The sequence below is a fragment of the Kribbella sp. NPDC049584 genome (assembly GCF_040675555.1).
GTDB lineage: Bacteria > Actinomycetota > Actinomycetes > Propionibacteriales > Kribbellaceae > Kribbella.
Genome location: NZ_JBFAPF010000004.1, coordinates 123,097 through 149,754 on the forward strand (window position 1 = coordinate 123,097; position 26,658 = coordinate 149,754).

Sequence of the window (26,658 nt, forward strand, 5' to 3'; positions counted from 1 at the left end):
GTCGCGTTTACCCCGGTGCGCAGACAACCGATTTCTGGGGAGGCCCTGTGAAATTCACGCGCAGAGGAACGCCTGCGATCGCTGTACTGGCGGTCGCAGGCCTGGCCGCCGGTCTGGGAGGAACCGCTCACGCGGTCCCGTCCGGCCCGGCGGCCACCGCCCGTTCCGCGGTGGGTAAGGATGTCAGCGTCACGCTGATCACCGGCGACCGGGTCGTCCTGCCCGGCGGTGATCTCGCCAAGGCGGCGATCGAACCGGGAGCCGGCCGGCAGCACGTCGGCTTCACCACGTACCGGACCAAGGATCACTCGTACGTGATCCCGGCCGACGTCACCAAGGCGGTCGGCGACGGCAAGATCGACCGCCGGCTCTTCGACGTCGCCGAGCTGGTCAGGGACAAGTACGACGACGCCTCGATGAGCACCATCCCGGTGCTGACGACGTACGCCGGGACCGCGAAGCGTGCCGTGCCGGCCGGGACGAGGGTCACCCGCCAGTTGCCGTCGATCGGCGGTGCGGCGATGAAGGTGAACAAGGCGGATGCCAAGGCGTTCATGAGCTCCGGCGGATTTACCAAGCTGTGGCTGGACGGCAAGCGGAAGGTGCTGCTGGACCAGTCGGTGCCGCAGATCGGTGGACCGGTCGCGTGGGCGGCCGGGTACACCGGCAAGGGCGTGTCGGTCGCCGTGCTCGACACCGGCATCGACGCGACCCATCCCGACCTCGCGACGCAGGTCGTGGGGGAGAAGAACTTCACCACCGAGTCCGCCGACGATCTGGTCGGCCACGGCACGCACGTCGCGTCGACGATCGCCGGCACCGGCGCTGCCTCGGACGGGAAGTACAAGGGCGTGGCACCCGATGCCCGGATCTACGACGGCAAGGTCTGTGAGGTCTGGGGCTGCGACGAGTCAGCGATCCTTGCCGGCATGGACTGGGCCGCGAACGACGTCAAGGCGAAGATCGTCAACCTCAGCCTCGGCGGTCAGGACACCCCGGACGTCGACCCGCTCGAGGAGGCCGTGAACCGGCTGACCGCACAGACCGGCACGCTGTTTGTTGTTGCTGCCGGCAACGAAGGGCCGGGCGACGGGACGATCGCCTCACCGGGCAGCGCGGATGCGGCGCTGACTGTCGGCAACGTGACCAAGCAGGACCAGCTCAACCTGCAATCCAGCCGCGGTCCGCGGATCGGTGACAGTGCGGTGAAGCCGGACGTGACCGCGCCCGGCACGGACATCGTCGCGGCCAAGTCGAAGGACTCGTCGATCGGCGAGCCGGTCGGCGACAAGTACCTGCGGCTCTCGGGTACATCGATGGCGACGCCGCACACCGCCGGCGCGGCCGCGATCCTGCTGCAGGAACACCCGTCCTGGACGCCGCCCGAGTTGAAGGCCGCGCTGATGGGTTCGGCGAAGGTTGCCGCGGATCAGACGTCCTTCCAGCAAGGCGCGGGACGGATCGACCTGACGACAGCGATCAAGCAGAGCGTGGTTTCCGAGCCCGGCAGCGTGTCGTTCGGCAAAGCGTCGTACCCGCACACCGACGACGAGCCGGTGACCCGTGAGGTGACCTACCGCAACCTCGGCGGCGCGAACGTCACGCTATCGCTGTCGTCGGTGTTGGACGGCCCCGATGGTACGGCGGCTCCGGCCGGCGCGCTGAAGCTGAGCGCCGACTCGGTGACCGTCCCGGCCGGCGGTACGGCGTCCGTGCAGGCGACGTCGGACACCAGCCTCGGCGGCGCGGACGGCCTCTACAGCGGTCGCATCACCGCCACCGGCGGCGGCCAGACGGTCGTCGTACCGGTGGGCGTGGACAAGGAAGGCCCGACGTACACGCTCACCGTCAAGCTGATCAAGCCGAACGGCGCCCCGGACCCGGACTACCCGGTGTCCGTCACGGGCGTCGACAACGGTGAGAACGACATGGTTTCGCCGGACGAGAACGGCACGGTGACGCTCAGGCTGGCGCAGGGCGAGTACATGCTGAACCAGTTCCAGGAGTTCGAGCGCGGGACGGAGGACTGGGTCTTCTTCACGCTGATTGCCCCGAGCGTGAAGCTCACGGCGGACCAGACGGTCGTCCTCGACGCGCGGAAGGCGAAGCCGGTGACGACCTCGGTGCCGAAGGCCGACGCAGTGCAGGCCAACTCCGACATCGGGTTCGACCGGAAGATCAAGGACGGCGTGTACACGTACTCCGCCGGCGGATTCTTGTCGGGGACGATGTTCACCTACAACGCCGGTCCGAAGCTTCCCGCGTCAGAGCTGACCGGGCACGTCATGTCGCAGTGGGGTGTCCCCGGCGCGGACGGGTTGTTCACGAACACGCCGTACCTGTACGGGATCGCGAACTTCCAGCCCGGCGACTTCCCGACCGGGTTCGACCGCAAGGTGAAGCAGTCCGACCTCGCGACCGTGGACAGCACGGTCAACGCGACCGCCGAGGCGCGGGTCTTCAAGATGCTGTTCGCGGTCGGGCCGACCGGCGATGGCGGCTGGGCGAGAGTCATCCGGCTCGACGTGCCGCGGACGATCCGCTACTACGTGGACCAGACGCCGTACGGCTGGTTCGGCACCACCGAACAGGACATCGACGGTTCGGATGTGCCGTTCGGGAACTGGCACCTCGAGGGCAAACCGGTGATCTACAAGGCCGGCCAGCACTACCGGGAGCGGTGGAACGCGGCGGTGTTCGTGCCGTCGGTGAGCGCGGCCAAGCGGTCCGCGGAGGAGCTGACCGTCTCCCTGCAGACTCTCACCGACGCGGACGGTCACACCGGCTATATCGCCGGCAAGTCCGGGAGTACGACGCTCTACCGGGACGGGACCGCGGTCGGCAGCTCGGACCGGTTCGGCTTCGTCGACGCCACCGGCCTGCCGGCGGGCAAAGCGTCGTACAGGCTGGTCACGACCGGCACGCAAGAGGTCTGGCCGTTCTCGACGCGGATGGATGTCGAGGCGACGTTCACCTCATCGGCGGACCAGCCGGGTGTCGCGATCTACACCGTCGGCTACCAGCCGGAGGTGGACGGCAACAACACGATGGCGCGCAAGCCGCTCACCGTGCTGCCGTTCACGGTCCAGGGCCCAGTGCAGGGCACGGTGAAACAGGTGAAGATCCAGTACTCCGATGACGGCGGAGCGACCTGGAAACAGGCGCCGGTTGCCGGCAGCAAGGCGATCTTCCCGACGCCTGCAGGCAAGACGATCTCGTTGCGTTCGACGGTGACGGACGCGGCCGGGAACAGTACGACGCAAACGGTGATCGCCGCGTACAGCATGCGGTGAGAACAAGCGAAGGCCCCCGGGACGGCGTCCCGGGGGCCTTCGGTGTGCTGTGGGGCGATCAGCCGATCAGGCCGAGGGCCTTCACCGCGTCGCGTTCCTCGCCGAGCTCGGCGACCGAGGCGTCGATCTTGCCGCGGGAGAAGTCGTTGATCTCCAGGCCCTGCACGATCTCCCAGTTGCCGTCGTTGACGGTCACCGGGAACGACGAGATCAGGCCCTCCGCGACGCCGTACGAACCGTCGGAGACGACCGCCATCGACAGCCAGTCACCGTCGGCCGAGCCGGCCAGCCAGTCGCGGGTGTGGTCGATGGTGGCGGCCGCGGCGGAGGCCGCCGACGACGCGCCCCGCGCCTCGATGATCGCGGCGCCGCGCTTCTGCACGGTCGGGAGGAACTCGTTCTCCAGCCAGGCCTGGTCGTTGACGACCTCGGCCGCGTTCTTGCCGGCCACCTCGGCGTGGAAGATGTCCGGGTACTGCGTCGCGGAGTGGTTGCCCCAGATCGTCAGCTTCTTCAGGTCGGTGACGTGCACGCCGGTCTTCTTGGCCAGCTGCGCCAGCGCCCGGTTGTGGTCGAGCCGGGTCAGCGCGGAGAACCGCTCGGCCGGGATGTCCGGCGCGTTGCTCTTCGCGATCAGCGCGTTCGTGTTCGCCGGGTTGCCGGTGACGGTGATCCGGACGTCGTCGGCGGCGTGGTCGTTGAGCGCCTTGCCCTGGACGGTGAAGATCGCGCCGTTGGCCTCGAGCAGGTCACCGCGCTCCATCCCCTTGGTCCGCGGCCGCGCACCCACCAGCAGCGCGACGTTGACACCGTCGAAGACCACGTTCGGGTCGTCGCCGATCTCGATCCCGGCCAGCGCCGGGAAGGCGGAGTCCTCGAGCTCCATCACGACGCCCTCGAGTGCCTTCAGCGCCGGGGTGATCTCGAGCAGCCGCAGCTCCACCGGGGTGTCCGGCCCGAGCAGGGCCCCGCTCGCGATCCGGAACAGCAGGCTGTATCCGATATTCCCCGCGGCCCCGGTAACGGCCACCTTCACCGGTGTAGTGCTCACGACACGCTCCTAGAAACTCATTGATGGTGTGCTTCGGACGCTAGCAAGCCCGGCGGCCGGCACCAACGCTGGGGGCGGCCGAATAGCTCACATCCCAATACATCATTCACTGACCGGTCATCCGGCGTACGTCGAGGAGCCGATGCGGTGCCCGAGTGTGGCGCAAAGTCCCTGATGTGTAAGGAGTAACTCATGAAGCGATTGGTCCCGGTCGCCGTCTCGGCGATTGCGGTGGTCGCGTCGGTTCTCGTGCCGCAGTCCGTCGAGGCGACCAAGCACGACGACTTCGTCATCGTCGGGCACCGGGGTGCGTCGGGCTACCGGCCCGAGCACACGCTGGCGTCGTACGAGCTGGCCGCGCGGATGGGCGCCGACTACATCGAGCCCGACCTGGTCACCACCAAGGACCACGTGCTGGTCACCCGGCACGAACCCGAGATCGGCGGTACGACGGACGTCGCGAGCCACCCGGAGTTCGCCGGCCGCAAGAAGACCAAGCTGCTCGACGGTGTCGCCACCACCGGCTGGTTCACCGAGGACTTCACGCTGGCCGAGCTGAAGACGCTGCGCGCCAAGGAACGGATCCCGGCGGTCCGCCAGCACAACACGGTCTTCGACGGGCACTACCAGATCCCGACCTTCCAGGAAGTGATCGACCTCAGCAAGCGCCTGTCCAAGGAGCTCGGCCGCCCGATCGGCATCTACCCCGAGACCAAGCACCCGACGTACTTCCGGCAGCAGGGCCTGCCGCTCGAGCCGGAGCTGATCAAGACCCTCAGCCGCAACGGCCTGAACCGGCCGGACGCCAAGGTCTTCGTGCAGTCCTTCGAGGTGTCGAACCTGAAGGCGCTGGACAAGCAACTCCGGGTCCCGCTGGTCCAGCTGACCAGCTCGGCCGGCGCGCCGTACGACTTCGTGGCCTCCGGCGACAAGCGCACGTACGCCGACATCGTCAGTGCGAAGGGTCTGCGCGAGGTCGCGACGTACGCCGACGGCGTCGGGCCGAGCAAGGACCAGATCATCCCGCTCGACGCGGCCGGCAAGCTGGGCAAGCCGACCAGCCTCGTCGCGGACGCGCACAAGGCCGGTCTGGTCGTGCACCCGTACACGTTCCGGGTCGAGAACACCTTCCTACCGGCCGACTTCGACAGCTCGGGCGCACCGAACGACTCGGGCAACCTGTTCGCCGAGATCGCGGCGTACCGCAAGACCGGGATCGACGGGTTGTTCACCGACAACGCCGACATCGCGGTGGACGAGGAGAAGGAAACTCGCTGACTGACAGGATGGGCGGGTGGAACGGCGGACGGCCTCGGGGCTGGCGAGTGTGGAAGCGCAGCACGACGGCACGTTCGTGCTGCGGATCGACGGTTCTCCGCAGTCCCAGGTTGATCTGGCCGATCCCGCCCACCTGCCGTTCGAGTACATGCGCCGGATCGGCGACGTCGTGGACGCGATCGCGCCAAGACGTCAGCCGGTCGCGGTCCTGCACGTCGGCGGGGCCGCGCTGAGCATCCCGCGGTACGTCGCCGTCACGCGACCGCGGTCCCGGCAGATCGTGCTCGAGCCGGACGAGGACCTGACCGAGTTCGTCCGCGAGGCGCTTCCGCTGCCGAAGCGGACCGGCATCAAGGTGCGGCCGGTCACGGGCCGGGCCGGGATCGGTGAGGTGTACGACGACTCGATGGACGTGGTCATCCTCGACGCGTTCGAGCATGAGGCCGTGCCGGCGAACCTGGTGACGGCGGAGTTCTTCGCGGAGTGCGCGCGGGTGCTGCGGCCGACCGGCGTACTGGTGGCGAATCTGATCGACGGGAAAGCGGGGTTGCCGTTCATCCGGCGTACTGCGGCGACCGTGCGGGCCGCGATCGGGGCCGGGGTGGTGCTCGCGGAGCGGAAGATCCTGCGAGGCAAGGGATTCGGCAACGTCATCATGGTCGCGTCGCGGCAGCCAGTTCCCGAGCTGACGGACGCCGGGCGGCGCGCCCAACCGCCGTACGACGTGATGCCGCTCGACGAGCTGGCCGGGAAGGCCACCCCGCTCACCGACGCGGAAGGCTACGTCACGCCGCAGGCGCCGCCCTCAGTCTTCCGGAGCTGAGCCGCTCCCCGGCGGCACCGAGCTGCTCCTGGCTTGCGCTGAGCCGCTCCCGGGCGGCACCCAGCTGCTCCGGGCCGGAGCTGAGGCGCTCGACGGCGTCGGCTACCGCTGCTCGCTCGGCCGGGGTGGCGCCGACCGAGCGGACCAGGTGATCGAGCCGGTCCGGCCTCGCCAGGCGGGAGCCTCGCAACCATGCCTGGATCGTGGTCCGCGGGATACCCGTCTCCTGCTCCAGCGCTCGCATCGAGCGCGGCCGGACGAGCGCTGCGACAGCAGCACCCAGGTCCTCCAGGTCCTCGGCGCTCTCCAGCAATCCGACGATGTCGCGCGGATCGCGGCTGGCTTCCTCCCATCGCCGGCGCCAGACCGGCAGCAGGTCGGCCGGCACCCCGCACCCGGTCAGGAACGCTTCGGCGACCTCCCACGTCGGCAGTTGCTTGCCGTTCGTCGCGCGGATCAGGTGCGGATGGGAGTAGTGCGCGCGGTCCGCCAGCCGCCGATAGCTCAGCCCGGCATGACGTCGTACCCGCTGCAACGCACCCGCGAATAGCTCGACATCCTCCACGTGTTCAAACATAACTCAACACGTTTCAACAGAGCAAGCGGCAGTTACGCTTGACCGTGTGACTGTCGCGAAGGTTGCCGCCCTGGCCTACTACCCGGTGAAAGGTCTCGCCGGGATCCCGGTCGATTCAGCGGAGGTCGGTCCAACCGGCCTCGTGAACGACCGGTTGTTCATGCTCGTCGAACCGGACGGCACCTTCCTCAGCCAACGCAAGCTCCCCGCGATGGCGACACTCCATGCACAGCTCGCCGGCGACCGCCTCCGGCTGTCCGCCCCCGATGCACCCGATCTCGAGCTGGCGATCCAGTACGACGGCAAGCGGCGCGACGTCAGCCTGTTCGGCAAGTGGTTCGGCCAGGGCGTCGTCCAGGACCCGGCCGCGGACGAATGGTTCACGGCCTGCCTCGGTACGCCGGCCGCGCTGGTCCGCGTCACGCCTGAACACGAACGGCCCGGCTGGGGCGCGCATCGCGGCCTCACCGGATACGGCGACGCGCACGCGCTGATGATCACGTCGCTGTCGTCGCTCGACGGACTCAATGCGCGCATCGTCGAGCACGGCGGCGAGGCAATTCCGATGAATCGCTTCCGGCCGAACATCGTCGTGTCCGGCTGGCCGGAGCCGCACACCGAGGACAAGGTCCTGCGGATGGCGGCCGGCGCGGTCGAGATCGGCTACTCGGCGCGCGGTATCCGGTGTGCGGTTCCGACCGTCGATCAGCTGACCGGTGCCAAGTCCGGTCCGGAGCCGACCAGGACACTGGCGACGTACCGGCGCGAACCGGCGTACGGCGGTGGCGTCAGTTTCGGCGTGAAGGCCGCAGTACTTGCCGGAGGCACCATTCGGGTCGGCGACGAGATCGCCGTCCGGGAGTGGATCCCGGACGGCACCGATCCGGCTCAGGACTAACAGCCGACCCGCGAGCGGCCGGTGACGGCCTTGTAGGTGCAGGTGTCGAAGGTCTTCCCGGCCGGCGTCTGGAAGCGGGCAGTGTCGCCGGTGTTGTTCCAGACGTACCAGCTCTGGTTCCAGTACAGCGTCAGCGCCCGGTTGCGGTTCTTGCCGGTGCGGACGATGACCGTCGAGCGGCCCGGCAGCACGTAGCCGCGCGGGAACACGAACACGTGGTTGGCCACGTCCGCGACCCGGAAGCCGGACAGGTTGATCGGCCGGCTGCTGATGTTGCGGACAGTGAAGAACTCGTTGTTGATCTGGGCGTTGGTGCGGACGTCCGCGCCCGGCGGGTCGTACTGGATCCCGCTGAGTACGGCGGTGATCGCCGCGTCGGCCGTCAGCGGCGCGAGGACCGCCGTACCGGCCAGCACCACCGCGGCCGTCGCGGCGGAAAAGAGCGTGCGGAAGCGTCGTGCGAACACTGGAATTCCCCTTCGGCAGTGGGCCGATCTCCCCCCGGCCCGGTGAACACAGCTGCCGGTTCCCCCCGGCGGTCGCACGCTAGTCGTTACGCTCCGTGCTCGTCAAGGGCTCAATCAACGGGTGTCGCGACCCCGTGCTCGAGCACCCTCAAGCGATCCTCCAACCCGGCCTCCCGGAACGCGGAGACGAGCTGGTCGGGCCCCTCGGTGAAGTGCGCCCAGCCCTCGGTGTGGACCGGGACGATCGTCGCCGTGCCGAGCAGACGCGCTGCCTCGACCGCGTCCGCGGAGGTCAGCGTCAGGTTGGCTCCATCGAGCAGCGCGGTCCGCGCGGCGCCCGCGAACAGGACCGCGACATCGATCGGCGCGAAGCGGTCCGCGATCTCCTTCACCAGCCCGAGCGACGCGTTGTCGCCGGCGACGTACACGGTCGGCAGCCCTTCGCCCTGCAGGACGAACCCGGTCACGACGCCGAGCACCTTCTCCGCACCCTCCGGGCCGTGCAGCGCGGGTACGCCGGTCACCGTGATGACGCCACCGTCCGGTCGGGGCAGGTCGATCGACTCCCAGTTCTCCAGGCCGCGGACGCCTTCGATCCGAGTGGCCGCGCCCGGGGTCGACAGGACGGTCGGGATGGTCGCCAGCAGCGCGCGGCCGGCGTCGTCGAGGTTGTCCTTGTGCTCGTCGTGCGAGACGAGCGCGACATCGATCGGGCCGAGCTTCTCGGCCGGGATCGCCGGGCCGATCAGCTTGGTCATCACCCGTCCCGGCAGTTGGTAGTCGCGGGGCTCGTCGAAGGCGGGGTCGATCAGGAACGTCAGGCCACCGAGGTTCAGTACGGCGGTCGGGCCGCCGATGTGCGTGATCTCCATGACCACGATCCTTCCGCCGCGGCGCCGGGGTGGCCATTGGCCCGGGAGCCATAGTTACCGAAGATCGGGCCATACTGTCCTTATGCGTACTGTCGCGGTCCTCGCGTACGACGGGATGAGCCCGTTCCACCTGTCCGTCCCGTGCCTGGTGCTCGGCGAGCGGCGCGGTCGGACGTCGCAGTACGACGTACTCGTCTGCGCCGAGACGCCGGGGCCGATGCGGACCAACGCGGGGTTCGGGATCAGCGTGGATCACGGGCTCGAGGTGATGGAGCGGGCCGATGTCGTCGTGCTACCGAGTTGGGAGCCCGGCCGGCAGGCGTCCGACGTACTGCTGGATGCGATCCAACGGGCCCATGCGCGCGGGGCGACCGTGGTGGGGCTGTGCATCGGCGCGTTCCTGGTGGCGGAGAGCGGGATCGCGGCGGGGCGCGAGGTGGTGACGCACTGGCGGTGGGCCGACGAGTTGCGCGTTCAGCATCCGGAGTTGGCTGTGCGCGCGGACGTGCTGTGGTCGGACTTGGGCGACGTGATCACTTCGGCCGGTACGGCGGCATCGCTCGACTGCTGTTTGCATTTGGTACGCGTGCATCACGGGGTCGAGGAGGCCGAGAAGGTTGCCCGCGACATCGTCGTGGCGCCGCATCGGAGCGGGTCGCAGGCGCAGTACATCCCGGTGCCGGTGCCGCCGGATCCGAGCGACGACGTGATCGAGAAGGCGATGGTGTGGGCGCGGGCGCGGCTCGACCAGCCCGTGTCGCTGGACGAGTGGGCCGGGGCGGTAGCGCTGTCGCGGCGTACGTTCACGCGGCAGTTCCGGGCGCGGACCGGGAGCTCGGGGCAGGCGTGGCTGCTGCGGCAACGGCTGGACCGGGCCCGGCTGTTGCTGGAGACAACCGATCTGCCGGTCGAGCGGGTGGCGGCTTCGAGCGGGTTCGGGAGCAGCGACGCGTTGCGGCACCACTTCCACGCGCTGCTGGGGACGACGCCGCAGCGGCATCGGCAGGAGTTCTACAGCAGCACGAGCAGGATGTAGACGACCGGCGCGGCGAACGTGACGAGCAGGATCCAGGCCATCATCCGGTGCCCGGTCTTGCCGCGGTCGAGCGACGAAGCGAAGTACAGCACGGCGCCTTCCTCCGTATGCCGGCTCAGCCCCATCCGCTTGGCCTCCTCCGGGCGCGGGTCGGGCCGCTCCTCGGCGAACGCGTCCGGATGAATCCCGTAGTGCGCCGGGCCGCCTGAATCCACGTCGTCACGCTCGGAGAACATCCAGCCTCCCGCAGGTTGGTGGACCAGGTCGCCCAACCATGATCACACCAACCAGCAGGAAGAGCGCGGTACTACTCGAAATCGGCGACCCATGCGTAGCGTTTCGCGGTGCCGGTCAGGCAGAGCAGGATCTTGCAGTGGTCGGTTGTTCCGAGACCGACCGCCAATGTCGTCAGACCACAGTTGAGGACCGTGCTGCGGCTTTGGGACATCATCTGGTTGTAAGCCTGCTGTGCGGTCACCTCGTCACCGCCTGCGGTCGTCTTCGAACTGCCGGTGCTGTTCGTGGAACCTGACTTCGACCTGCTCACGGCATCTGAGCGAGCGCTGCTCGTCAGGTCCGGGTCTTGCTGCAGTGGTGCACAACCCTGGTTGACGCGAGCGTTGTCGATCATGTTGAACAGCTGCAGTTCGTTGCTCGTCATCTGCCCGTCGACCGGAGGGGGCGGCGGTGGCGGGGTCGTCGTCGGGGTCTGGGTTGGACGACCGGTGGAGGTCGTACGGCCCGGTGACGTCGGGGCGCTGGTTGCCTTCTCCGAGGTTGGGGAGTCGGTCGGGTCGGTGGTGCTCGGGGATTCCGACGGGACCGTGGTCGGGGAGGTCGAGTCCGTGGGCGTGTCCGTCGGGTTCGCCGTGGGACTGGTGGACGGAGTGACCGTCGGCGAGCCTGTCGGGGTCGCCGTCGGCGGGACCGTCGGCCTCGTCGTCGGGGTCGCGACGGCAGCCTTCGTGGTCGGGGTGATGTACGTGTCGTCGGTCCGCGTGACGATCGGCACCGAAGCATCCGCATCGTCGTTCTGCGGCTGATGCAACAAGATCCACGAGATCGGCGTAATCACCAGCAACACAGAAGCAACCGCAATAGCCGCCCGCCGCCCCCGAGCCCCCCGCTCCCTACCCCGCCGAGAACCCCGCCCCGGCCCACTACCCCCAGAACTCCCACGCCCACCAGCAGCACCCGCACCACCGGCACCGCGACCAGCAGCACCCGCACCACCGGCACCGCGACCAGCAGCACCGCGGGCAGCCGTCCTATCACCATCCGCACCAGCACCAGCCGAGCCAAGGGCAGCCGAGGCAACACCAGCCGAGGCAACACCATCCGAGGCAACACCAGCCGAGCCAGCACCAGCTGAGCGGAAGTCAGCACCACTCGCGGCCCCGAAGCCTGCAGCCCCGGCGCCTGCAGCTCCGGCGCCTGCAGCTCCGGCGCCAGCAGCTCCTGCGCCTGCGGCGCCAGCACGCGTCGCGCCAAACCCGGCAACGCCAGCGCCCGCCGCAGCCGTCGAGCCGGCGGCAGCTGACCGAAGGTCAGCAGCAGCACCAGCCGACCCGAATCCATCAGCGCTGGCGGAGCCAGCGCGCGCCGCCCCGAAGCCAGAAGCTCCGGCGCCGGTCGCACTCGTCGAGCCGGTAGCAGCTGACCAGAGGTCAGCAGCGCCTGCGGACCCGAACCCAGCTGCGTTCGCGGAGTCAGCGCGAGCCGACCCGAAGGCAGCGCCTGCGGACCCGAAGCCCGCCGCGCTCGCGGCGGCCCCGGCCCCGGGTCCGGCCGCGTCTGCGGTGTCAGCGCGCGCCGACCTGCGGGCGGCTCGGCGCGTACGGCCGGTGGCGGCGAGGGCGTCGGCCGCTGCCGCGGCGGGGGTCGCAGGGGTGGAGGAGGGAGTGTCCGGCGTGCTTGTGGTCAGTGAGGCCCAGTCGTCGGTGGCCTGGCGGGTGGACCAGGTGCCGGCGGTTTCGGCCAGGGGGGTGCGCTTGGTTGGTTCCGGGGTTTCCGGGCGACGGGCCGCGCGGCGGGCGCGGGTAGGGGCTTCGGGTTCGGCGCCGGCGATCGGCTGCGACACCCACGACGGAGCACCAGCAGGACGACGCCCGGTGGAGGACGCGTACGAGTCACCAGAAGCGGCTGACCTGTACGAGTCGCCGGAAGCGGCTGACCTGTACGAATCGCCGGATGCAGCTGACCTGGACGAGTCACCGGAAGCGGATGACCTGTACGAATCGCTGGAAGCGACCGAACCGTGCGAGTCGCCGGAAGTGGCCGAGCCGTAGGAGTCCGGCTTTTCGGCGGGGGGTCGGGTGGGTAGGCCGGGGGTTGGGTCTTCGGGGGCGGTGTAGCTCGGGAGGGCGCCGCGGGGGGCGTACTGGGGGGTTGCTGGGCGGGACTGGTTGCTTCCGGCCCAGAACGGGTTTTCGTTGGAGGCACCAGCGTTCTGCGTCGTGGCCCAGAACGGGGATTCGTCGCTGGAACGCGGTGCGTAGCGCGGTGGTTCGGGTGGTGTGGGCGGGGTGGATTCCGCGGGCGGGGTGGACCGGTTGCCGGAGCGCGTCGAGCGTGACGCGGCTCGGGTCGCCTTCCTGCGTGGTTTGTACCGGCCGTTTCCGGACTCGGACATTATGTCGTTGTTCCCTTCAAAGTCGCGCCCCCAAGACGTGCCTCATCAGCCGTCTCACCGGAGCCCCCCAGGAACGTCCGGCGACATGACAAGGTCGGATCTACCCGCGGCGACCGGCCGTGAACCGGCCGGACATTGTGGGCCTGAGACAACGTCTCGGCCGCACTCGGTGATCTCCACACAATGACAACCACAACGGCCTCAGCTCCGGCCGAAGTCCTGGACCCAACTGCCCGGTCCGTAGCTGGACTTGACCTGCCCCGGGTCGTAGCCGATGCCGATCGTGGTGAACCGGCAGTTGAGGATGTTCTTGCGGTGGCCGTCGCTCTGCATCCAGGCCGCCACCACCTTCTGGGCGCTGTCGTAGCCGGCCGCGATGTTCTCGCCCCAGCTCGACCCGCGGTACCCGGCAGCCGCCATCCGGTCGCCGGGGTCCTGACCGTCGGGGTTGGTGTGATCCATGTAGTGCCGCCGGACCATGTCCGACGCGTGTTTACCGGCCGCCTCGACGAGCGCGCTGTCCAGCCGGAGCGGACCGCAGCCCTGCTGCTGACGGATGTGGTTCGTGTAGTCGAGGACCTGCCGCTCCTGCGTACTCGTGCCGCCACCACTCGGCGGCGGAGGAGTGTCCGTCGGCTCGGTGGTCCGCGTCTTGGTCGGCTCCGGCGTCGTACTCGCGGTCTTGGTCGGGTACGTCGGCTTCGGCCGTCCGCCACCGCTGGTCGTCCGCGTACTGCCCGGCGAGCTCGGCGGCACGGTCACGGTCGTCACGCCGACCGTCGGAGCAGTCGGAGTCGTGAGTACGCCGGTGGGCGTGTCGCTCGGCGTACCGGGGCTGGTCGGAGTCGCCGAGGTGGACGACGACGTCGCACCCGGACCGAGTGCCGGCGTACCGACGACGGCCGTGGTCGTGCGACCGTTCGGCAACGTCCTGGTGATCGTGACGAGCGGTGTACCGGCGTTGTCGCCCGATCCGCCGTCGATGCGGGTGTCCTCGGACACGTTCAGGACCTTGGCGGCGCCGTCGGTCCGCGAGTGGTCGTGGGACATCAGCCAGACGACCGGGCCGATCGCGAGCAGCACCGACAACGCGCTGACGACAGGGGCGACCAGGCCACGGCTCCGCCGGGGAGCTCGTCTACTGCCGCGGTGCCGCCGGGGGGTAGGCGAATCCGTCATGGGATGGGCGAATCCTCTTCATTTTTCGTCGTACCGAGTGTCGCGTCGTTCCCCGTTGGTCCAGCCAGGTCCCCCCTGGTTACCGAACAGGAACCTTAACGGACCCGCGAGGTCATCGTTACAGGTCGGCGACGCCTCTTAACGATTCCCGAAGGTTCCCCGGGCAACGATTAACGAACCGAGCCGGAACCGCCGATCAACCACCGATCAACCACCGATCAACCACCGGTCATCCGCCGAAGTCCTGCACCCAGCTTCCGTTGCCCCAGTCCGGCTTCACCTGGCCGCTGTCGTAGCCGATCCCGATCATCGTGTAGGTGCAGTTGAGGATGTTCGCGCGGTGGCCGGGGCTGTTCATCCAGCCGGTGACGACTGCGGACGGGCTCGAGTAGCCGACGGCAATGTTCTCGGCCATCGCGCCGCCCGTGAACCCGGCCGCCTTCATCCGGTCGAACGGGCTGCGGCCGTCCAGGCTGTCGTGCGCGAAGTAGTGCTGGTCGACCATGTCGGCGGCGTGCCCCTCGGCGGCCTTGGTCAGCGCGCTGTTCATTCGCAGCGGTCCACAGCCGGCCTTGGCCCGCTCCTGGTTGGTCAGGGCAAGCACCTGTGCCTCGGCTCCACCGCTGGGCTTGGTCGTTGCTGTCGGCTTCGGTGTCGCGGTGTGACTCGGCTTCGGCGTCGGCTTGGACGTGGTCTTCGTCGGCCTCGGGGTCGGCGTACGCGTGCTGCTCCGGCTCGGCGCCGTGGTCGAACGGGTCGGCTTCGGGGTCGGCGTCGTCGTGGTGGCGCGCGTCGGCGTGGGTGTGGGCGGCGTAGTCGGCGTACGACGACGGGTGTACGCCGGGCTCGTCGGACGGAGCGGAGTCGCCTTGGGGGCGTCGTCGCCGGCCGGGGCGACGGACGTGATCGGGTTCTCCTGGCTCGTCGGTTTGCTGCTACCGGTCTGACGTACGACGAACCACCCGACGCCGACCAGCAGGACCAGAGCAGACAGCGACGCGATGAGAGGACCGGCCACGCCACTACCAAGTGACCGTTTGTGGTTCGTCATGGTGAGCACCCTTGCCCAGGCGGGCGTTTACCGACCCTCGCAAGCCCCGCCCTTGACGAACCTTTGACTATCGCAGCCGTTTCAAACGGTTGAGCGCGCGATGACGATGTCGGCGATGACCTTCCAGCCCAGGCTTCGGTACAGGCGCAGGCCGTCGATCGAGGCGATCAGGATGCCGCGTTTGGCGCCCTTCGCCGCGGCCGCTTCGACCAGCGACGCCATCACCGCGCTGCCGAGCCCGCGTCGCCGGTGGGCCGGGTCGGTCTCGATCCGGTCCGCGACCGCGTCCTCGCCGACGACCGCCATCCGCCCGCTCGACACCACCCCGCCGTGCAAGGTGGCGCGGGTGATGATCAGGTCGTCCTCGAGTTCGGTGTGCAACGCATAGCGCTCGTGCAGCTTCAACGCCGGCTGCTCCGAGAGCTGGATCGTCATCAGCCAGTCCTGGTCCTGCTGGACCTCGAGCCCGAGGTCCTCCAGTTGCTCGATCCGGGCTTCCTTGTCATCGGTGGCCAGGGTGATCCAGCCCGCGCCGCGCCCGCCGCCGTCGGCCGAGGCCAGCTGGGCGGCGCGCTCCACACGTTCCGGTTTGTCGTCGGCATCCAGTACGACGTACTCCGTCGGCCGGCTCTCCTCACCCGCACGGACGATCAAGATGCCGTCGTTGTCGTCCTCCACTGTGGTCCAGCCCCGCGAGACGGACCACCCAGCCTGCCAGCGGCGGACGAGCTCCTCACGATCTCTCACCTGTCGATTCAAGCAGCCCGCACCCGTCACGGCGAGGGGAACTGGTGTCGCTTGTCACCAACTGGCCGTGAATTTCCGCCTGCAGCCTGTCACCACTACCGCTCAGCCGCCCGCTGCGCAACCCCTCACGGCCAGTCAGCGGGTGGTCAGTGGGCGGCGTACTCGTCGGCGAGCAGGTCGAAGGTCAGCAGGTTGTCGTAGTTGCCGTCGCGGCGCGGGCTGGCCGCGCGCTCGGTGCCGACGTGGGTGAATCCGTTGGCCTCGGCAACGTGCGCGGACGCGCTGTTGCCCTCGGCAGCCTTCAGTACCAGCCGGCGCCGGCCGAGACCGCCTTCCGCGACAGGCTTGAACGCGTGCGGGATCAGCAGCTCGACCGCGGACGTCATCACCTTGCGACCGCGCGCGTCCGGGTGCATCCAGTACCCGATCTCGCCCACGGTCCGGTCGATCCGGTCGTTCAGATCGAAGATGCTGAGGTTGCCGAGCAGCTCGTCGGTGGCGAGATCGGCGACCGCCCACGCGACGCCTTCTCCGCCGGCCATCATGTGCAGTCGGGTCTTGATGAACCCCTCGGCGTCCTCCAGCCGGTACGGCGACGGCATGCCGGCCAGCCAGTACTGCGTCCGCTCGTCGCTGCACGCCTCCTGGACGCGTTGCGCGTCCGAGTCCCGCAGCCCGCGCAGCCGGATGCCGGCGCCTTCGAGCATCGGCGTCGACCACCAGTTGCCCTGCGGCTCGAGCTCGTCCTCGCCGCCGAGCGTCGCGACCCACTCGTCCTTGCGGACACCGCGCGCGCGGCCGCCGCCCTGCACGCGGACGAGCCCGCGGAAGCCGGCCTTCCAGGCGACCCGGCGGCTGGCGTAGTTCCCGACGAACGCCCGCCAGATCACCCGCTCCCAGCCGAGACCGTCGAACGCGTAGCGCACCGCCAGCTTGAGTGCCCGCGTCATCACCCCGTTGCCGCGGACCTCCGGCGACAGCGCGAACCCGACCTCCCCGACGCCGCCCTCGCCGTCACCGAGGTCGATCGTCCCGGCGTAGCGGCCTTCGTACTCGATCGCCCAGGCCCACATCGTGTTCGTGCGCCAGCCGTTCGGGACCACGTCGGTCAGGAAGCTGACCGCGTGCTCGCGCAGGTACGGGACCGGGATCGTGGTCCACTCCTGCATCACCGGGTCCTGGCACATCCGGTAGGCGGGCTCGACATCGTCGACGGTGTGGGCACGCAAGGTCACGACTGCGTCGGTCAGAACCGGAACGTCCTCGGGGAATCGCATATCTCAGGGTGACGCGCTGCCACCGGCCGGGCAACGCATTTGAGCGAGGGATGCGAGTTCATCATCGGGCACTGCTTCCCTGACACGGAGAGCAATCGAGATTAGGCTGTGGGCTGTGAACGCAGCCGGAGCAGAGCCGCCACGCGGCCGGGGTGGGCAGCTGGCCGCTCAGCGACAGGCCACGATCGTTGCCGAAGTCAACAGTCGCGGCGCGATCACCGTGGCCGAGCTGGTCGATCGGTTCGGTGTCTCGGACATGACGATCCGGCGCGACCTCGACGCCCTGGACTCCAGCGGCCTGCTGCACAAGGTGCACGGCGGCGCGACCTCGGTCGGCCTGCGCAGCGCCCACGAGCCGGGCTTCGACGCCAAGCTGACGCAGGAGTCCGCGGCCAAGCAGGCGATCGCGGCCGAGGCGGCGACCAGGGTCCAGCCGGACAGTGCCATCGGCATCGGCGCCGGTACCACGACGTACGCGCTGGCTCGTCAGTTGCTCAGGGTGGAGAACCTCACCGTGGTGACGAACTCGGCACGGATCGCCGACGTGTTCCACGGCAACGCGCGCTCGGACCGCACCGTCGTACTGATCGGCGGCATCCGGACGCCGTCGGACGCGCTGGTCGGGCCGATCGCGACCGCGGCGCTGGCGTCGTTGCACCTCGACCTGTTGTTCATCGGCGCGCACGGTGTCGACGCCGAACACGGGTTGAGCACCCCGAACCTGATGGAGGCCGAGACCAACCGGTCGTTCATCGCCGCCAGCCGCGAGATCGTCGTGGTCGCCGACCACACCAAGTGGGGGACCGTCGGCCTGAGCACGTTCGCGACCTGGTCGGACCTGGACGTCATCGTCACCGACAACGGCCTGTCGACCGCCGCCCGCAAGGCCATGCGCGACACCGGTTGCGACCTCGTCATCGCTAACTGACGCGGGACGCGCCTGCCGACGGTGTCGCGGCCAGCGCGCTGGGTGCGCTGAAACCGTGCTCCGCAAAGGCCTTCTCGATCGCGGCCAGCACCGACTCGGACGCATCCGCCTCCACCAGCGCGATGATGCAACCGCCGAAGCCGCCGCCGGTCATCCGCGCACCGAGCGCACCGGCCTCGAGCGCGGTGTCGACCGCGACGTCGAGCTCCGGGACGGTGATCTCGAAGTCGTCGCGCAGTGACGCGTGCGACGCCGTGAACAGCGGGCCGACCTCGCGCAGCCTGCCGGCGTGCATCAACGCGACCGCGTCCTCCACCCGGCGGATCTCGGTCACCACGTGCCGCACGCGACGCCGTACGACGTCGTCGGACAGCCGCGCCAGCGCATCGTCGAGGTCCTCGAAAGCGATCGAACGCAGCGCCGGTACGCCGAGCTCGGCCGCCGCCTGCTCGCAGCTCTTCCGGCGCGCGGCGTACTCACCGTCGACATGGCGGTGCGGAGCCTTCACGTCGACGACCAGCAAGGCGAGGTCGTCGGCCGCGGGGTTGAAGGGGATCTGCTCGGTGGACATCGCGCGGATGTCGAAGTACAGCGCATGGCCGTCGGTGCAGCACATCGAGGCCATCTGGTCCATCAGTCCGACCGGCGCACCGACGTAGGTGTTCTCGGCCTTCTGGGCGAGCCGGGCGACCTCGGCGGGGTCGACGTCGAGGTCGCGCAGACCGAGCAGGGCGACCAGCGTCGCGCAGAGCAGGGCCGCGGACGAGGACAGACCGGCGCCGGAGGGGATGTCCGACTCGAACCGCAGGTTCGCGCCGCCGATCGCATAACCGGACTCGCGCAGGATCCAGGCCGCGCCGGCCGGGTACGCCGCCCAGTCGCCGACCGATCCCGGAGCCAAGTCGTCGATCGCGAACTCCGTGACGCCCTTGTGGCCGGCGGAAGCGACCGCGATCCGCCCGTCGTCCCGCTTCGACGCGGTGACGACGATCCGGTTCGGCAGGGCAATCGGAAGCACGAGCCCGTCGTTGTAGTCGGTGTGTTCGCCGATCAGGTTGACCCGCCCCGGTGCGCGCCAGCTGCCGTCGGGCGCCGTACCGAAAACATCCTCGAAGCTCACTGGCCAACCTTCCGCAGGGTCTCGGCCACGTCCTCGGGCCGGGTGTCGCTGATGAACGCGCCCATGCCGGACTCCGAGCCGGCCAGGTACTTGATCTTGTCCTTCGCCCGGCGGATCGACAACACCTCCAGGTGCAGGTAGCCGAGTTCGCGGTCGATCCGCACCGGGGCCTGATGCCAGGCGGCGATGTAGGGCAGCGGTTCGCCGTACAGGCCGTCGAGTCGCTGCAGTACGTCGAGGTACAACTCGGCGAAGTCGTCGCGCTCGCCGACCGACAGCTCGTCGATACCGAACACCTGACGGTGCGGGTAGAGGTGCACCTCGACCGGCCAGCGGGCCGCCTCGGGCACGAACGCGGTCCAGTTGCCGTTCTCGCCGATGACCCGCGTGCCCTCCTTACGCTCGGCCGCCAGCACGTCGGCGAACAAGTTGCTGCCAGCAACTTCCTGATGCTCGCGGGCGCGGGCCAGCAGCGTCTTCATCCGCGGCGGGATGTACGGGTAGGCGTAGATCTGGCCGTGCGGGTGGCTGAGGGTGACGCCGATCTCACGGCCCCGGTTCTCGAACGGGAACACGTACTCGATGTCGGGCCGGGCGCTCAGGTCGGCGGTCCGGTCGGCCCAGGTGTCCACCACCAGCCGGGCCTGGCCCTGGGACAGGTCGGTGAACGAGCGGTTGTGGTCGCTGGTGAAGCAGACGACCTCGGTCCGGCCCGGGCCGGCGAAGGACGGGAACCGGTTCTCGAAAACCACCACGTTGTAGTCGTGGTCCGGGATCTCGGTCGGACGCCCCGGCTTGCTGGCGTCCAGAGGGCACTCGTCCGCGGGCGGCAGGTAGGTCCGGGTGTTGCGGTGGGTGGCGTACGTGATCACGTCGCCGGTCAGCGGGTCGGTGCGCAGATCGACCTGCGGCTGCGGGGCAGTCAGACCGCGGGTGTCCTCGAGCGGCACCCGCACCGGCGCGTCGGCGGGGTCGTAGTAGATCAGCTCGCGTCCGTCCGACAGTTTGGTGTCGGTACGGCGTACACCGCGCGGTGTTTTCATCGTGTGCCCCTCCCGGCCGTACGACGCGTCCGGCCAGGAATCATCGTAAACCAACAAACTCGAACAAGCACGGTAGCCCGGGCGGCCGGTAGTCTTGGTAGATGGACGACTACGCCCAACGCCCGCCCTCTCGTGGTCTGACGAGAGGGCGCTAGGAAATCCCACCCATGAACGACACCCTGCTACTGAACATCGTTCTGATTCTGGTCTTCGTGCTGATCGGCGGCGTCTTCGCCGCCGCCGAAATGGCCCTCGTGTCGCTGCGGGAGAGCCAGCTGAAGTCCCTGTCGCACCGCGGCAAGCGCGGCGAGACCGTCGCCAAGGTCGCCGCCAACCCGAACCGGTTCCTGTCCGCCGTGCAGATCGGCGTGACCCTGATGGGCTTCCTCTCGGCCGCCTTCGGTGGCGCGACGCTGGCCGACAGCCTCTCGCCCCACCTGCAGAAGCTCGGGCTGCCCGAGGGTCTGGCCGACACCGTCGCCCTGGTCCTGATCACGATCCTGATCTCGTACGTCTCGATCGTCATCGGTGAGCTGGCCGCCAAACGCCTCGCGCTGCAGCGGGCCGAGACCTTCGCGCTCGGCCTCGCGCCGCTGGTCGACAAGATCGCCTCCGGCGCGCGGCCGGTGATCTGGCTGCTGTCGAAGTCGACCGACCTGGTGGTCCGTGCGCTCGGCGGCGACCCGAACGCGAACCGCGAGGTGATGACCGACGAGGAGCTCCGCGACCTGGTCTCGGCGCACGAGTCGCTCGGCGAGGAGGAGCGCAAGATCGTCGACGACGTCTTCGAGGCCGGCAGCCGGCAGCTGCGCGAGGTGATGCTGCCGCGGACCGAGGTGGACTTCCTCGACGGCGAGATGCCGGCGTACAAAGCGGTCAAGTTCGCCGCCGAGCGGCCGCACTCCCGGTACCCGGTGACGAACGGCTCGGCCGACGACATCGTCGGGTTCGTCCACGTCCGCGACCTGTTCGACCCCGCGGTCGCCTCCAGGTCGGTGCGGGTCGGCGACCTCGCACGCGACGTACTCATGCTGCCGGACACCGCGAAGCTGCTGCCGACGCTGACCGAGATGCGCCGCCGCAGCACCCACCTCGCGATCGTCCTCGACGAGTACGGCGGCACCGCCGGCATCGTCACGCTCGAGGACCTGGTCGAGGAGCTGATCGGCGACATCAAGGACGAGTACGACGAGGAGGCGGCCGAGACCACCCGCCTGGGCGGCGGCGACATCGTCGTCGACGGCCTGCTGAACCTCGACGATTTCGCCGACGCCACCACGATCGAGCTGCCCGACGGCCCTTACGAGACCGTCGGCGGGTTCCTCGCCGCCCGGCTCGGGAAGGTCCCGTCGACCGGCGACGAGGTCCGCCTCGACACCCACACGATGACGGTCACCGAGATGGACGGCCGCCGGGTCGCCCGGGTCCGCCTGCACCGGATCAAACCGGAAGCGGAGCAGCCCGAGTCTCCAGCACCCGCTGCCGGATAAGCACGACCAGCCCGCCCACGACGTACCCGAGGCCCTGGAAGACGAGGACCGGGATGATGCCGACAGCGTCGCCGAGGAAGCCGGCCGCGGTGATGCCGATCAGCACCGCGACGCTCTCGGCGGCGCCGACCGCGCCGTAGATGCGGCCGCGGGTGCCGTCCACGGTGAGGTTCTGGAAGACGGTCATCATGCCGGCGATCGTGAGCGCGCCGGGCAGCCCGACGACGATCATGCAGACGAACGCGGGGATCACGCTGTCCGACGCCAACGGGTAGAGGAACAGGGTGGCGTCGATCAGGCCGAAGGCCAGGGCGCCGATGCCCCAGAGTCTGGCGGCCGGCCAACGCGAGCCGATCGCGGCGGCAACCAGACCGCCGACGATCCCGCCGACCGCCTGGGACGAGACGATCAGGCCGTAGACCTGCCCGTCGCCGCCGATCTGCGAGCTGACGAACGGCGCGAACAGCGTGCTCATGATCCCTTCGCCGACGCCGGTGACCATGCAGAACACGAAGAACAGCCGGATCGCCGGACCTGCGACGCACAACCGCAGTCCTTCGGTCCACTCTTCTTTCAGGCGCTTGATCGCGCCGCCGGCGGTCTGCTCCGGATTCTCGGGCCGCACCTGGCGGTGGCGCATCCGCGCGACCAGCACGACGGCGATCAGGAAGGTCGCGGCATCGCCGAGCGCGAGCAGCGTCAATCCGCCTGCGGCTGCCAGGACACCACCGAGCGCTGCGCCGATGAGCCGGGCGAGGTCGCGGATCTGACTGTTGAGTGCGTTCGCGGTCACCAGCTGCTCGTCGTTGACCAGCACGGGAACCAGTGACTGCTCGGCCGGCTGGAAGAACTGCTGCAGACAGCTCTGCGCCAGTACGACGCCGTACACGATCCAGATCTTGCTCTCGTTGTTCACGGCGATGAGCGGCAGGAGGACAACGGCGTTGAGGACGTTGGTCACGATCATCGTGGTCCGCTGGTTCCAGCGGTCCACGAAGACGCCGGCCAGTGAGCCCAGTACGACGGCCGGGAGGAACGACGCGAGGAGCAGGCCACCACTCGCCAAGGTGGAGCCGGTCAGCACGTACACCTGGAAGGCGAGACCGGTCCGCAGCAGCCAGTCACCGATCAGCGAGATCAGGCCGGCGCTCAACATCAAGCGGTAGTCGCGCTGGCGGGCAAGGACGCCCCACAAGTCCTTCATCTGCCTACTCCGCTCTACTCTTCGGGGGAGATCGTGACGATCTGGGTGAACAAGACGTGCCGGCTGCCCGGCGGCCGGACGGACTTGTCGTCGATCGGCCGCTCGTCCACCCAGCGCTGCAGCAACGCGTCGACCTGCCCGACGAGCTCCTCCAGCTCGTCCGCGGTCAGGTAGAACCCGCTCTGGCCGATGCCCGAGTTGTCCCGCCAGACCGCGTCCTCGCTCTGGCGCTGCCGCTGCCACTGGCTCAACCGCTCGAGCGCGCGCTCGGCCAGCAGCTGCTCGAGTACGTCGGCCGCCGCGGCGCCTTCCGGTGTCGCAACGGCATCGCGCCACGACTGCGACGTCGACACCAACCGCCACGGGCGCTCGCGGTTGTCCTTGCCCGGCGCGGGCTCGACGAAGTCGTACTTCGCCAGCTGCCGCAGGTGATGCGACGCCAGCGCCTGGCTGATCCCGAGCCGCCGCGCCGCATCGGCCGCGGTCATCGGCCCCTCCCGCCCGAGCAGCGACTGCAGGTCCAGCCGCACCGGATGCGCCATCGCCCGGATCGCCAGCGGATCATCCAGCAACCGGGACCGTCGCGGATCCTTCTCCAAAGACATGCTTGGAATATGCGCCGACCTGAATCGGATGTCAAGCTGTTGCTTGGAATGCGCGGCAGGCCGGGTCGCCGTACGATGCGCACGGTCCTATCTGCCGGTCCGAGGAGCAGTCGTGTCCGTGGCGCAGTCGTCGTCTGCGTGGGCGCCATTGCGCCGCAGCATGTTCCGGGTGCTCTGGATCGCGCAGCTCGGATCGAACATCGGCAGCTGGATGCAGTCCGTGGGAGCGCAGTGGACCGTGGTCCATCAGCCGAACGCGGCGGCCCTGGCCTCGATCGTGCAGGCCGCGAGCCTGCTCCCGGTGCTGTTCGTCTCGCTTCCGGCGGGCGTGCTGGCCGACGTACTCGATCGCAGACGACTGATCGCCGGAGCCACCTTGGCGATGGCGGTCGTCGCGGGCGGACTGGCAGCGCTGAGCGCCAACGGGCTGCTGACGCCGACCGCGCTGATCGCGATCACGTTCGTGCTCGGTGCGTGTCAGGCGCTGACCAGCCCGGCCTGGCAGGCGATCCAGCCCGAGTTGGTGCCTCGCGAGGAGTTGCCGGAGGCTGCCGCGCTGAACAGCCTCAACGTGAACCTCGCCCGGGCGATCGGTCCCGCGCTGGCCGGTTTCGTGCTCGGCCTGACCAGCCCGGCCGTGGTGTTCGCCATCAACGCGGTGTCATACCTGGCGATCCTGATTGCCCTCCTGCGCTGGCACCGGCCGAACGCGGCGGCGGCGGCCGGCGAGCCGATGGTGCCCGCACTGCGGGCCGGCGTCCGCTACGTCGTCTATGCGCCCGGAGTACGCCGGGTGCTGCTGCGCGCGATGCTGTTCGTCCTCCCGGCGTCCGCGCTCTGGGGTCTGCTACCCGTCGCCGCGGTCAACCGGCTGGGTCTCGGCTCGTCGGGGTACGGCGTACTGCTCGCGGCGCTCGGGCTCGGTGCGGTCGGCGGAGCCTTGGTGCTCAAGCCGGTCCGAACGCGCATCGGACGCAACACGCTCCTCGGGTGCGCGACCGTTGCCTACGCGATCGGCGTACTGGCCGTCGCTTTGTTGCACAACGCAACGATCGTTGCGGTGATCTTCGTACTGGCCGGAGCCGGTTGGCTGGGCGCGTTGTCGACCCTTAACACGACGCTGCAGCTCGCATTGCCTACCTGGGTCCGGGCCCGCGCGCTGGCTGTCTACCTGATGGTCTTCCTCGGCGGCCAGGGTGTCGGTGCGCTGATCTGGGGCCTGCTGGCCGCCGTCCTCGGAGCGTCGACGACGCTGCTGGTGTCGGGCGTGCTGCTGTTGCTCGGCGTGGCCTCGCTGCCGCTGATCCCGATCCACGCCCGGACCGGGCAGCTCGACCGGACCGTGGTCCAGCCGTGGCCGGAGCCGGAGATCGGCATCCTCAGCGAGGCGGAACCGGAGATCGATCCGCGCGCAGGTCCGGTCCTGATCGAGGTCATGTACCACGTGCCGCCGGAGAACGCGGAGCAGTTCCGCTCGGCCCTGGCCCGGGTCGGCGTCTCGCGGCAACGCACCGGTGCGCGCCGATGGGCGGTGTACCGCGACGTGAGTACACCTGACCTGTACGTCGAGGTGTTCGAGGTCGCGACCTGGTCCGAACATCTACGGCAGCACAACGAGCGCATCACGGGACTGGACGCGAGCCTCTACCGGAAGGCCGCGGAATTCGCCCTCGAACCGCCGCGCACGCGGCACCTGCTCGCGAACCGCTGATCAGCCGGTCCGGTCCCGGATCCAGGCGAGGGCGGGTTCGGCGGCGGCGAGGATCGAGATGTGACCGAGGTCCTCGTGCAGGTCGAGGGTTGCGGTCGGGAGGTTGGCGGCCAGCCAGCGGCCGTGTGCGCAGGGGATGATGCCGTCGGCGGTGCCGTGGACGAGCAGCGTCGGCGCGGTGATCTTTGGCGGGTCGCAGCCCCAGGGCACGACGTAGGAGCAGTCGTCGTCGACCAGGCCGTCGGGGCCGTTCGGCATGGACTTGGGGCCGGCGACCGAGCCGAGCCAGCTCCACGGGCCGTCGAACATGGCGATGTCCGCAGGCAAGAACTCCGGGTCGTACTCGACGCCCGAGGTCTCGTACCGCAACTTCTCCGCCCGGCCGTCGGCCGCTGCGTGGAGTGAGGCGAGTCCGGACGCGATCATCCCGTCGTACCAGTCGAGGCCGGGAGCGTCGTACGGCGCGATGGCGGCGAACGTCGCGACCGCCTCGACCCGTTCGCCGAGGACTGCGGCGGAGCCGAGCGCGTACGAGCCGCCGCCGGAGTACCCCATCAGTGCACACGTGCCGATGCCGAGCGTGTCCAGGACCGTGGTCAGATCGGCCGCGACCGAGGCCATCGTGCGGCCCGGCGCAGCGGTCGAGCCGCCGTATCCGGGCCGGTCGAACGAGATCCAGCGGATGCCCAGCCGCTCACTGGCCTCGAACAGCGGCTGCGGCGGGGCGCCCGAGTTCGGCGTGCCGTGGTGCCAGACGACCGCGAGCCGTCCGTCGTCGCCGGGCGCGCTGTCGTACCCGTGCAGGATCCGCCCGTCGGGCAGGCGGAAGTCGGTCTCGTCCATGCCGTTCACCCTAAATCGCCGAAATGTCGAGTGCTCCCGATCGTGTCCGACCTCTGCTGCGAAGATCCCCTTCAGCTCCCGAAAGGATGCCCGACCATGAAGTACCTGCTGCTGATTCACAGCAACCCGATCACCTGGGGTCACCCGTCCTTCCTGAACACCGAGGAAGGCAAGCGACTCCCGAAGAAGGCCCGCGACGCGCTGGTTGCTCAGCTCAACAACCTGCTCGACGAGCTCCACACCTCCGGGGAACTGATCAACGCGGTCCCGCTCGACCCACCGTCGAAGACCCGCGTCGTCCGGGTCCGCGAAGGCATCCGCGCCACCACGGACGGCCCCTACTCCGAGGCGAAGGAGCAGTTGGCCGGCGTCTTCCTCATCGACGTCAAGAGTCCGGAACGCGCCGAGGAGATCGCCGCGACGATCCCCGAAGCGGAGTTCGTGGCGGTAGAAGTCCGCCCGGTATCAGTCTTCGACTGACGTACTGCGGCCGGCCCACCTCACCGCAGAGCGATGGGCCGGCCGCAGGACCT

General features: G+C 69.2%; 27 protein-coding genes. 11 read left to right on the forward strand and 16 right to left on the reverse strand.

The features are described 5' to 3' along the window. Nucleotides 1–47: 47 nt before the first annotated feature. On the forward strand, nt 48–3,293 hold the full coding sequence (locus tag AB0J62_RS16820; protein WP_363870844.1) for a S8 family serine peptidase: 3,246 nt from the start codon (nt 48–50) through the stop codon (nt 3,291–3,293). Between the two features lie 58 nt (nt 3,294–3,351). Here AB0J62_RS16820 and AB0J62_RS16825 read toward each other — a convergent pair whose 3' ends face one another. Further along, on the reverse strand, nt 3,352–4,344 hold the full coding sequence (locus tag AB0J62_RS16825; RefSeq protein ID WP_363870847.1) for a malate dehydrogenase: 993 nt from the start codon (nt 4,342–4,344) through the stop codon (nt 3,352–3,354). Nucleotides 4,345–4,536: 192 nt separating this feature from the next. Here AB0J62_RS16825 and AB0J62_RS16830 point away from each other — a divergent pair, with 192 nt between their 5' ends. Both AB0J62_RS16830 and AB0J62_RS16835 read left to right on the forward strand, forming a co-directional pair. Then, entirely contained in the window at nt 4,537–5,622 is a 1,086-nt protein-coding gene (locus AB0J62_RS16830; protein WP_363870850.1) for a glycerophosphodiester phosphodiesterase, read from the forward strand. 16 nt (nt 5,623–5,638) lie between these two features. Further along, nucleotides 5,639–6,445, forward strand: a complete 807-nt coding sequence (locus AB0J62_RS16835; RefSeq protein WP_363870853.1) for a fused MFS/spermidine synthase — start codon at nt 5,639–5,641, stop codon at nt 6,443–6,445. Here AB0J62_RS16835 and AB0J62_RS16840 read toward each other — a convergent pair. Next, complete coding sequence (locus AB0J62_RS16840; protein WP_363870856.1) at nt 6,408–7,010, reverse strand: helix-turn-helix transcriptional regulator; 603 nt, start codon at nt 7,008–7,010, stop codon at nt 6,408–6,410. The genes AB0J62_RS16835 and AB0J62_RS16840 overlap by 38 nt on opposite strands. Before the next feature lie 58 nt (nt 7,011–7,068). Between AB0J62_RS16840 and AB0J62_RS16845 the strand changes: the two genes are divergently transcribed. Further along, nucleotides 7,069–7,920 carry an MOSC N-terminal beta barrel domain-containing protein gene (locus tag AB0J62_RS16845; protein ID WP_363870859.1) on the forward strand — a complete coding sequence of 284 codons (852 nt, stop codon included), beginning with the start codon at nt 7,069–7,071 and terminating at the stop codon, nt 7,918–7,920. On the opposite strand, the gene AB0J62_RS16850 is transcribed toward AB0J62_RS16845, so the two are convergent. Both AB0J62_RS16850 and AB0J62_RS16855 read right to left on the reverse strand, forming a co-directional pair. Further along, nucleotides 7,917–8,387: a lamin tail domain-containing protein gene (locus tag AB0J62_RS16850; RefSeq protein WP_363870862.1), complete on the reverse strand. Its 471-nt coding sequence runs from the start codon at nt 8,385–8,387 to the stop codon at nt 7,917–7,919. The genes AB0J62_RS16845 and AB0J62_RS16850 overlap by 4 nt on opposite strands. Before the next feature lie 110 nt (nt 8,388–8,497). Next, complete coding sequence (locus AB0J62_RS16855; RefSeq protein ID WP_363870865.1) at nt 8,498–9,259, reverse strand: MBL fold metallo-hydrolase; 762 nt, start codon at nt 9,257–9,259, stop codon at nt 8,498–8,500. Nucleotides 9,260–9,341: 82 nt separating this feature from the next. On the opposite strand from AB0J62_RS16855, the gene AB0J62_RS16860 reads away from it, so the two are divergent. After that, on the forward strand, nt 9,342–10,295 hold the full coding sequence (locus AB0J62_RS16860; protein ID WP_363870868.1) for a helix-turn-helix domain-containing protein: 954 nt from the start codon (nt 9,342–9,344) through the stop codon (nt 10,293–10,295). Here the strand turns inward: AB0J62_RS16860 and AB0J62_RS16865 are convergent. Beyond that, entirely contained in the window at nt 10,271–10,531 is a 261-nt protein-coding gene (locus AB0J62_RS16865; protein WP_363870871.1) for a hypothetical protein, read from the reverse strand. The genes AB0J62_RS16860 and AB0J62_RS16865 overlap by 25 nt on opposite strands. Before the next feature lie 71 nt (nt 10,532–10,602). After that, nucleotides 10,603–10,956, reverse strand: coding sequence for a hypothetical protein (locus tag AB0J62_RS16870; protein ID WP_363870874.1), 354 nt, complete (start codon nt 10,954–10,956; stop codon nt 10,603–10,605). 64 nt (nt 10,957–11,020) lie between these two features. Between AB0J62_RS16870 and AB0J62_RS16875 the strand changes: the two genes are divergently transcribed. Next, on the forward strand, nt 11,021–11,338 hold the full coding sequence (locus tag AB0J62_RS16875) for a hypothetical protein (RefSeq protein ID WP_363870877.1): 318 nt from the start codon (nt 11,021–11,023) through the stop codon (nt 11,336–11,338). A gap of 28 nt (nt 11,339–11,366) precedes the next feature. Here the strand turns inward: AB0J62_RS16875 and AB0J62_RS16880 are convergent, their stop codons facing one another. Then, complete coding sequence (locus tag AB0J62_RS16880) at nt 11,367–11,873, reverse strand: hypothetical protein (protein WP_363870879.1); 507 nt, start codon at nt 11,871–11,873, stop codon at nt 11,367–11,369. A 533-nt stretch (nt 11,874–12,406) separates the two neighbouring features. Between AB0J62_RS16880 and AB0J62_RS16885 the strand changes: the two genes are divergently transcribed. Beyond that, nucleotides 12,407–12,583: a hypothetical protein gene (locus AB0J62_RS16885; protein WP_363870882.1), complete on the forward strand. Its 177-nt coding sequence runs from the start codon at nt 12,407–12,409 to the stop codon at nt 12,581–12,583. Between the two features lie 545 nt (nt 12,584–13,128). Here AB0J62_RS16885 and AB0J62_RS16890 read toward each other — a convergent pair. The 4 genes from AB0J62_RS16890 to AB0J62_RS16905 form a co-directional block, all read right to left on the reverse strand. Further along, a complete protein-coding gene (locus tag AB0J62_RS16890; RefSeq protein ID WP_363870885.1) occupies nt 13,129–14,106 on the reverse strand; it encodes a CAP domain-containing protein in 978 nt (325 codons plus the stop codon). Nucleotides 14,107–14,335: 229 nt separating this feature from the next. Beyond that, nucleotides 14,336–15,157, reverse strand: coding sequence for a CAP domain-containing protein (locus AB0J62_RS16895; protein ID WP_363870888.1), 822 nt, complete (start codon nt 15,155–15,157; stop codon nt 14,336–14,338). Nucleotides 15,158–15,238: 81 nt separating this feature from the next. After that, nucleotides 15,239–15,904, reverse strand: coding sequence for a GNAT family N-acetyltransferase (locus tag AB0J62_RS16900; RefSeq protein ID WP_134105359.1), 666 nt, complete (start codon nt 15,902–15,904; stop codon nt 15,239–15,241). A gap of 146 nt (nt 15,905–16,050) precedes the next feature. Continuing rightward, complete coding sequence (locus AB0J62_RS16905) at nt 16,051–17,181, reverse strand: GNAT family N-acetyltransferase (protein ID WP_363870892.1); 1,131 nt, start codon at nt 17,179–17,181, stop codon at nt 16,051–16,053. 115 nt (nt 17,182–17,296) lie between these two features. Between AB0J62_RS16905 and AB0J62_RS16910 the strand changes: the two genes are divergently transcribed. Next, complete coding sequence (locus AB0J62_RS16910) at nt 17,297–18,109, forward strand: DeoR/GlpR family DNA-binding transcription regulator (RefSeq protein WP_363870895.1); 813 nt, start codon at nt 17,297–17,299, stop codon at nt 18,107–18,109. On the opposite strand, the gene galK is transcribed toward AB0J62_RS16910, so the two are convergent. Both galK and galT read right to left on the reverse strand, forming a co-directional pair. Then, a complete protein-coding gene (gene galK / locus AB0J62_RS16915) occupies nt 18,102–19,229 on the reverse strand; it encodes a galactokinase (RefSeq protein ID WP_363870898.1) in 1,128 nt (375 codons plus the stop codon). The two genes, AB0J62_RS16910 and galK, sit on opposite strands and share 8 nt — an antisense overlap. Continuing rightward, nucleotides 19,226–20,272 (reverse strand): galactose-1-phosphate uridylyltransferase, encoded by a 1,047-nt coding sequence (galT, locus tag AB0J62_RS16920; RefSeq protein ID WP_363870901.1) that lies wholly within the window; start codon nt 20,270–20,272, stop codon nt 19,226–19,228. Before galT ends, galK begins: the two co-directional genes overlap by 4 nt. A gap of 167 nt (nt 20,273–20,439) precedes the next feature. Here galT and AB0J62_RS16925 point away from each other — a divergent pair, with 167 nt between their 5' ends. Beyond that, nucleotides 20,440–21,762, forward strand: a complete 1,323-nt coding sequence (locus tag AB0J62_RS16925) for a hemolysin family protein (RefSeq protein WP_363870904.1) — start codon at nt 20,440–20,442, stop codon at nt 21,760–21,762. On the opposite strand, the gene AB0J62_RS16930 is transcribed toward AB0J62_RS16925, so the two are convergent. Together AB0J62_RS16930 and AB0J62_RS16935 are read right to left on the reverse strand one after the other, a co-directional pair. Next, a complete protein-coding gene (locus AB0J62_RS16930; protein ID WP_363870907.1) occupies nt 21,713–22,966 on the reverse strand; it encodes an MFS transporter in 1,254 nt (417 codons plus the stop codon). The two genes, AB0J62_RS16925 and AB0J62_RS16930, sit on opposite strands and share 50 nt — an antisense overlap. 14 nt (nt 22,967–22,980) lie before the next feature. Continuing rightward, nucleotides 22,981–23,571 carry a helix-turn-helix domain-containing protein gene (locus AB0J62_RS16935; RefSeq protein ID WP_363870910.1) on the reverse strand — a complete coding sequence of 197 codons (591 nt, stop codon included), beginning with the start codon at nt 23,569–23,571 and terminating at the stop codon, nt 22,981–22,983. 112 nt (nt 23,572–23,683) lie between these two features. Between AB0J62_RS16935 and AB0J62_RS16940 the strand changes: the two genes are divergently transcribed. Continuing rightward, nucleotides 23,684–25,282, forward strand: a complete 1,599-nt coding sequence (locus tag AB0J62_RS16940) for an MFS transporter (protein ID WP_363870913.1) — start codon at nt 23,684–23,686, stop codon at nt 25,280–25,282. Here the strand turns inward: AB0J62_RS16940 and AB0J62_RS16945 are convergent, their stop codons facing one another. Continuing rightward, nucleotides 25,283–26,125 carry an alpha/beta hydrolase gene (locus AB0J62_RS16945; RefSeq protein WP_363870916.1) on the reverse strand — a complete coding sequence of 281 codons (843 nt, stop codon included), beginning with the start codon at nt 26,123–26,125 and terminating at the stop codon, nt 25,283–25,285. It lies immediately after the preceding gene. 96 nt (nt 26,126–26,221) lie between these two features. Between AB0J62_RS16945 and AB0J62_RS16950 the strand changes: the two genes are divergently transcribed. After that, nucleotides 26,222–26,605: a YciI family protein gene (locus AB0J62_RS16950; protein ID WP_363870919.1), complete on the forward strand. Its 384-nt coding sequence runs from the start codon at nt 26,222–26,224 to the stop codon at nt 26,603–26,605. The last annotated feature ends 53 nt before the right edge of the window (nt 26,606–26,658 follow it).

What these genes read in the sequence shown, in the direction of transcription:
- AB0J62_RS16830 (WP_363870850.1), top strand. Translation starts at nt 4,537, where the DNA reads ATGAAGCGATTGGTCCCGGTCGCCGTCTCGGCGATTGCGGTGGTCGCG.
- AB0J62_RS16855 (WP_363870865.1), bottom strand. Translation starts at nt 9,259, where the DNA reads ATGGAGATCACGCACATCGGCGGCCCGACCGCCGTACTGAACCTCGGT.
- AB0J62_RS16860 (WP_363870868.1), top strand. Translation starts at nt 9,342, where the DNA reads ATGCGTACTGTCGCGGTCCTCGCGTACGACGGGATGAGCCCGTTCCAC.
- AB0J62_RS16865 (WP_363870871.1), bottom strand. Translation starts at nt 10,531, where the DNA reads ATGTTCTCCGAGCGTGACGACGTGGATTCAGGCGGCCCGGCGCACTAC.
- AB0J62_RS16870 (WP_363870874.1), bottom strand. Translation starts at nt 10,956, where the DNA reads ATGACGAGCAACGAACTGCAGCTGTTCAACATGATCGACAACGCTCGC.
- AB0J62_RS16880 (WP_363870879.1), bottom strand. Translation starts at nt 11,873, where the DNA reads ATGGATTCGGGTCGGCTGGTGCTGCTGCTGACCTTCGGTCAGCTGCCG.
- AB0J62_RS16890 (WP_363870885.1), bottom strand. Translation starts at nt 14,106, where the DNA reads ATGACGGATTCGCCTACCCCCCGGCGGCACCGCGGCAGTAGACGAGCT.
- AB0J62_RS16895 (WP_363870888.1), bottom strand. Translation starts at nt 15,157, where the DNA reads ATGACGAACCACAAACGGTCACTTGGTAGTGGCGTGGCCGGTCCTCTC.
- AB0J62_RS16905 (WP_363870892.1), bottom strand. Translation starts at nt 17,181, where the DNA reads ATGCGATTCCCCGAGGACGTTCCGGTTCTGACCGACGCAGTCGTGACC.
- galT (WP_363870901.1), bottom strand. Translation starts at nt 20,272, where the DNA reads ATGAAAACACCGCGCGGTGTACGCCGTACCGACACCAAACTGTCGGAC.
- AB0J62_RS16925 (WP_363870904.1), top strand. Translation starts at nt 20,440, where the DNA reads ATGAACGACACCCTGCTACTGAACATCGTTCTGATTCTGGTCTTCGTG.
- AB0J62_RS16930 (WP_363870907.1), bottom strand. Translation starts at nt 22,966, where the DNA reads ATGAAGGACTTGTGGGGCGTCCTTGCCCGCCAGCGCGACTACCGCTTG.
- AB0J62_RS16935 (WP_363870910.1), bottom strand. Translation starts at nt 23,571, where the DNA reads ATGTCTTTGGAGAAGGATCCGCGACGGTCCCGGTTGCTGGATGATCCG.
- AB0J62_RS16945 (WP_363870916.1), bottom strand. Translation starts at nt 26,125, where the DNA reads ATGGACGAGACCGACTTCCGCCTGCCCGACGGGCGGATCCTGCACGGG.
- AB0J62_RS16950 (WP_363870919.1), top strand. Translation starts at nt 26,222, where the DNA reads ATGAAGTACCTGCTGCTGATTCACAGCAACCCGATCACCTGGGGTCAC.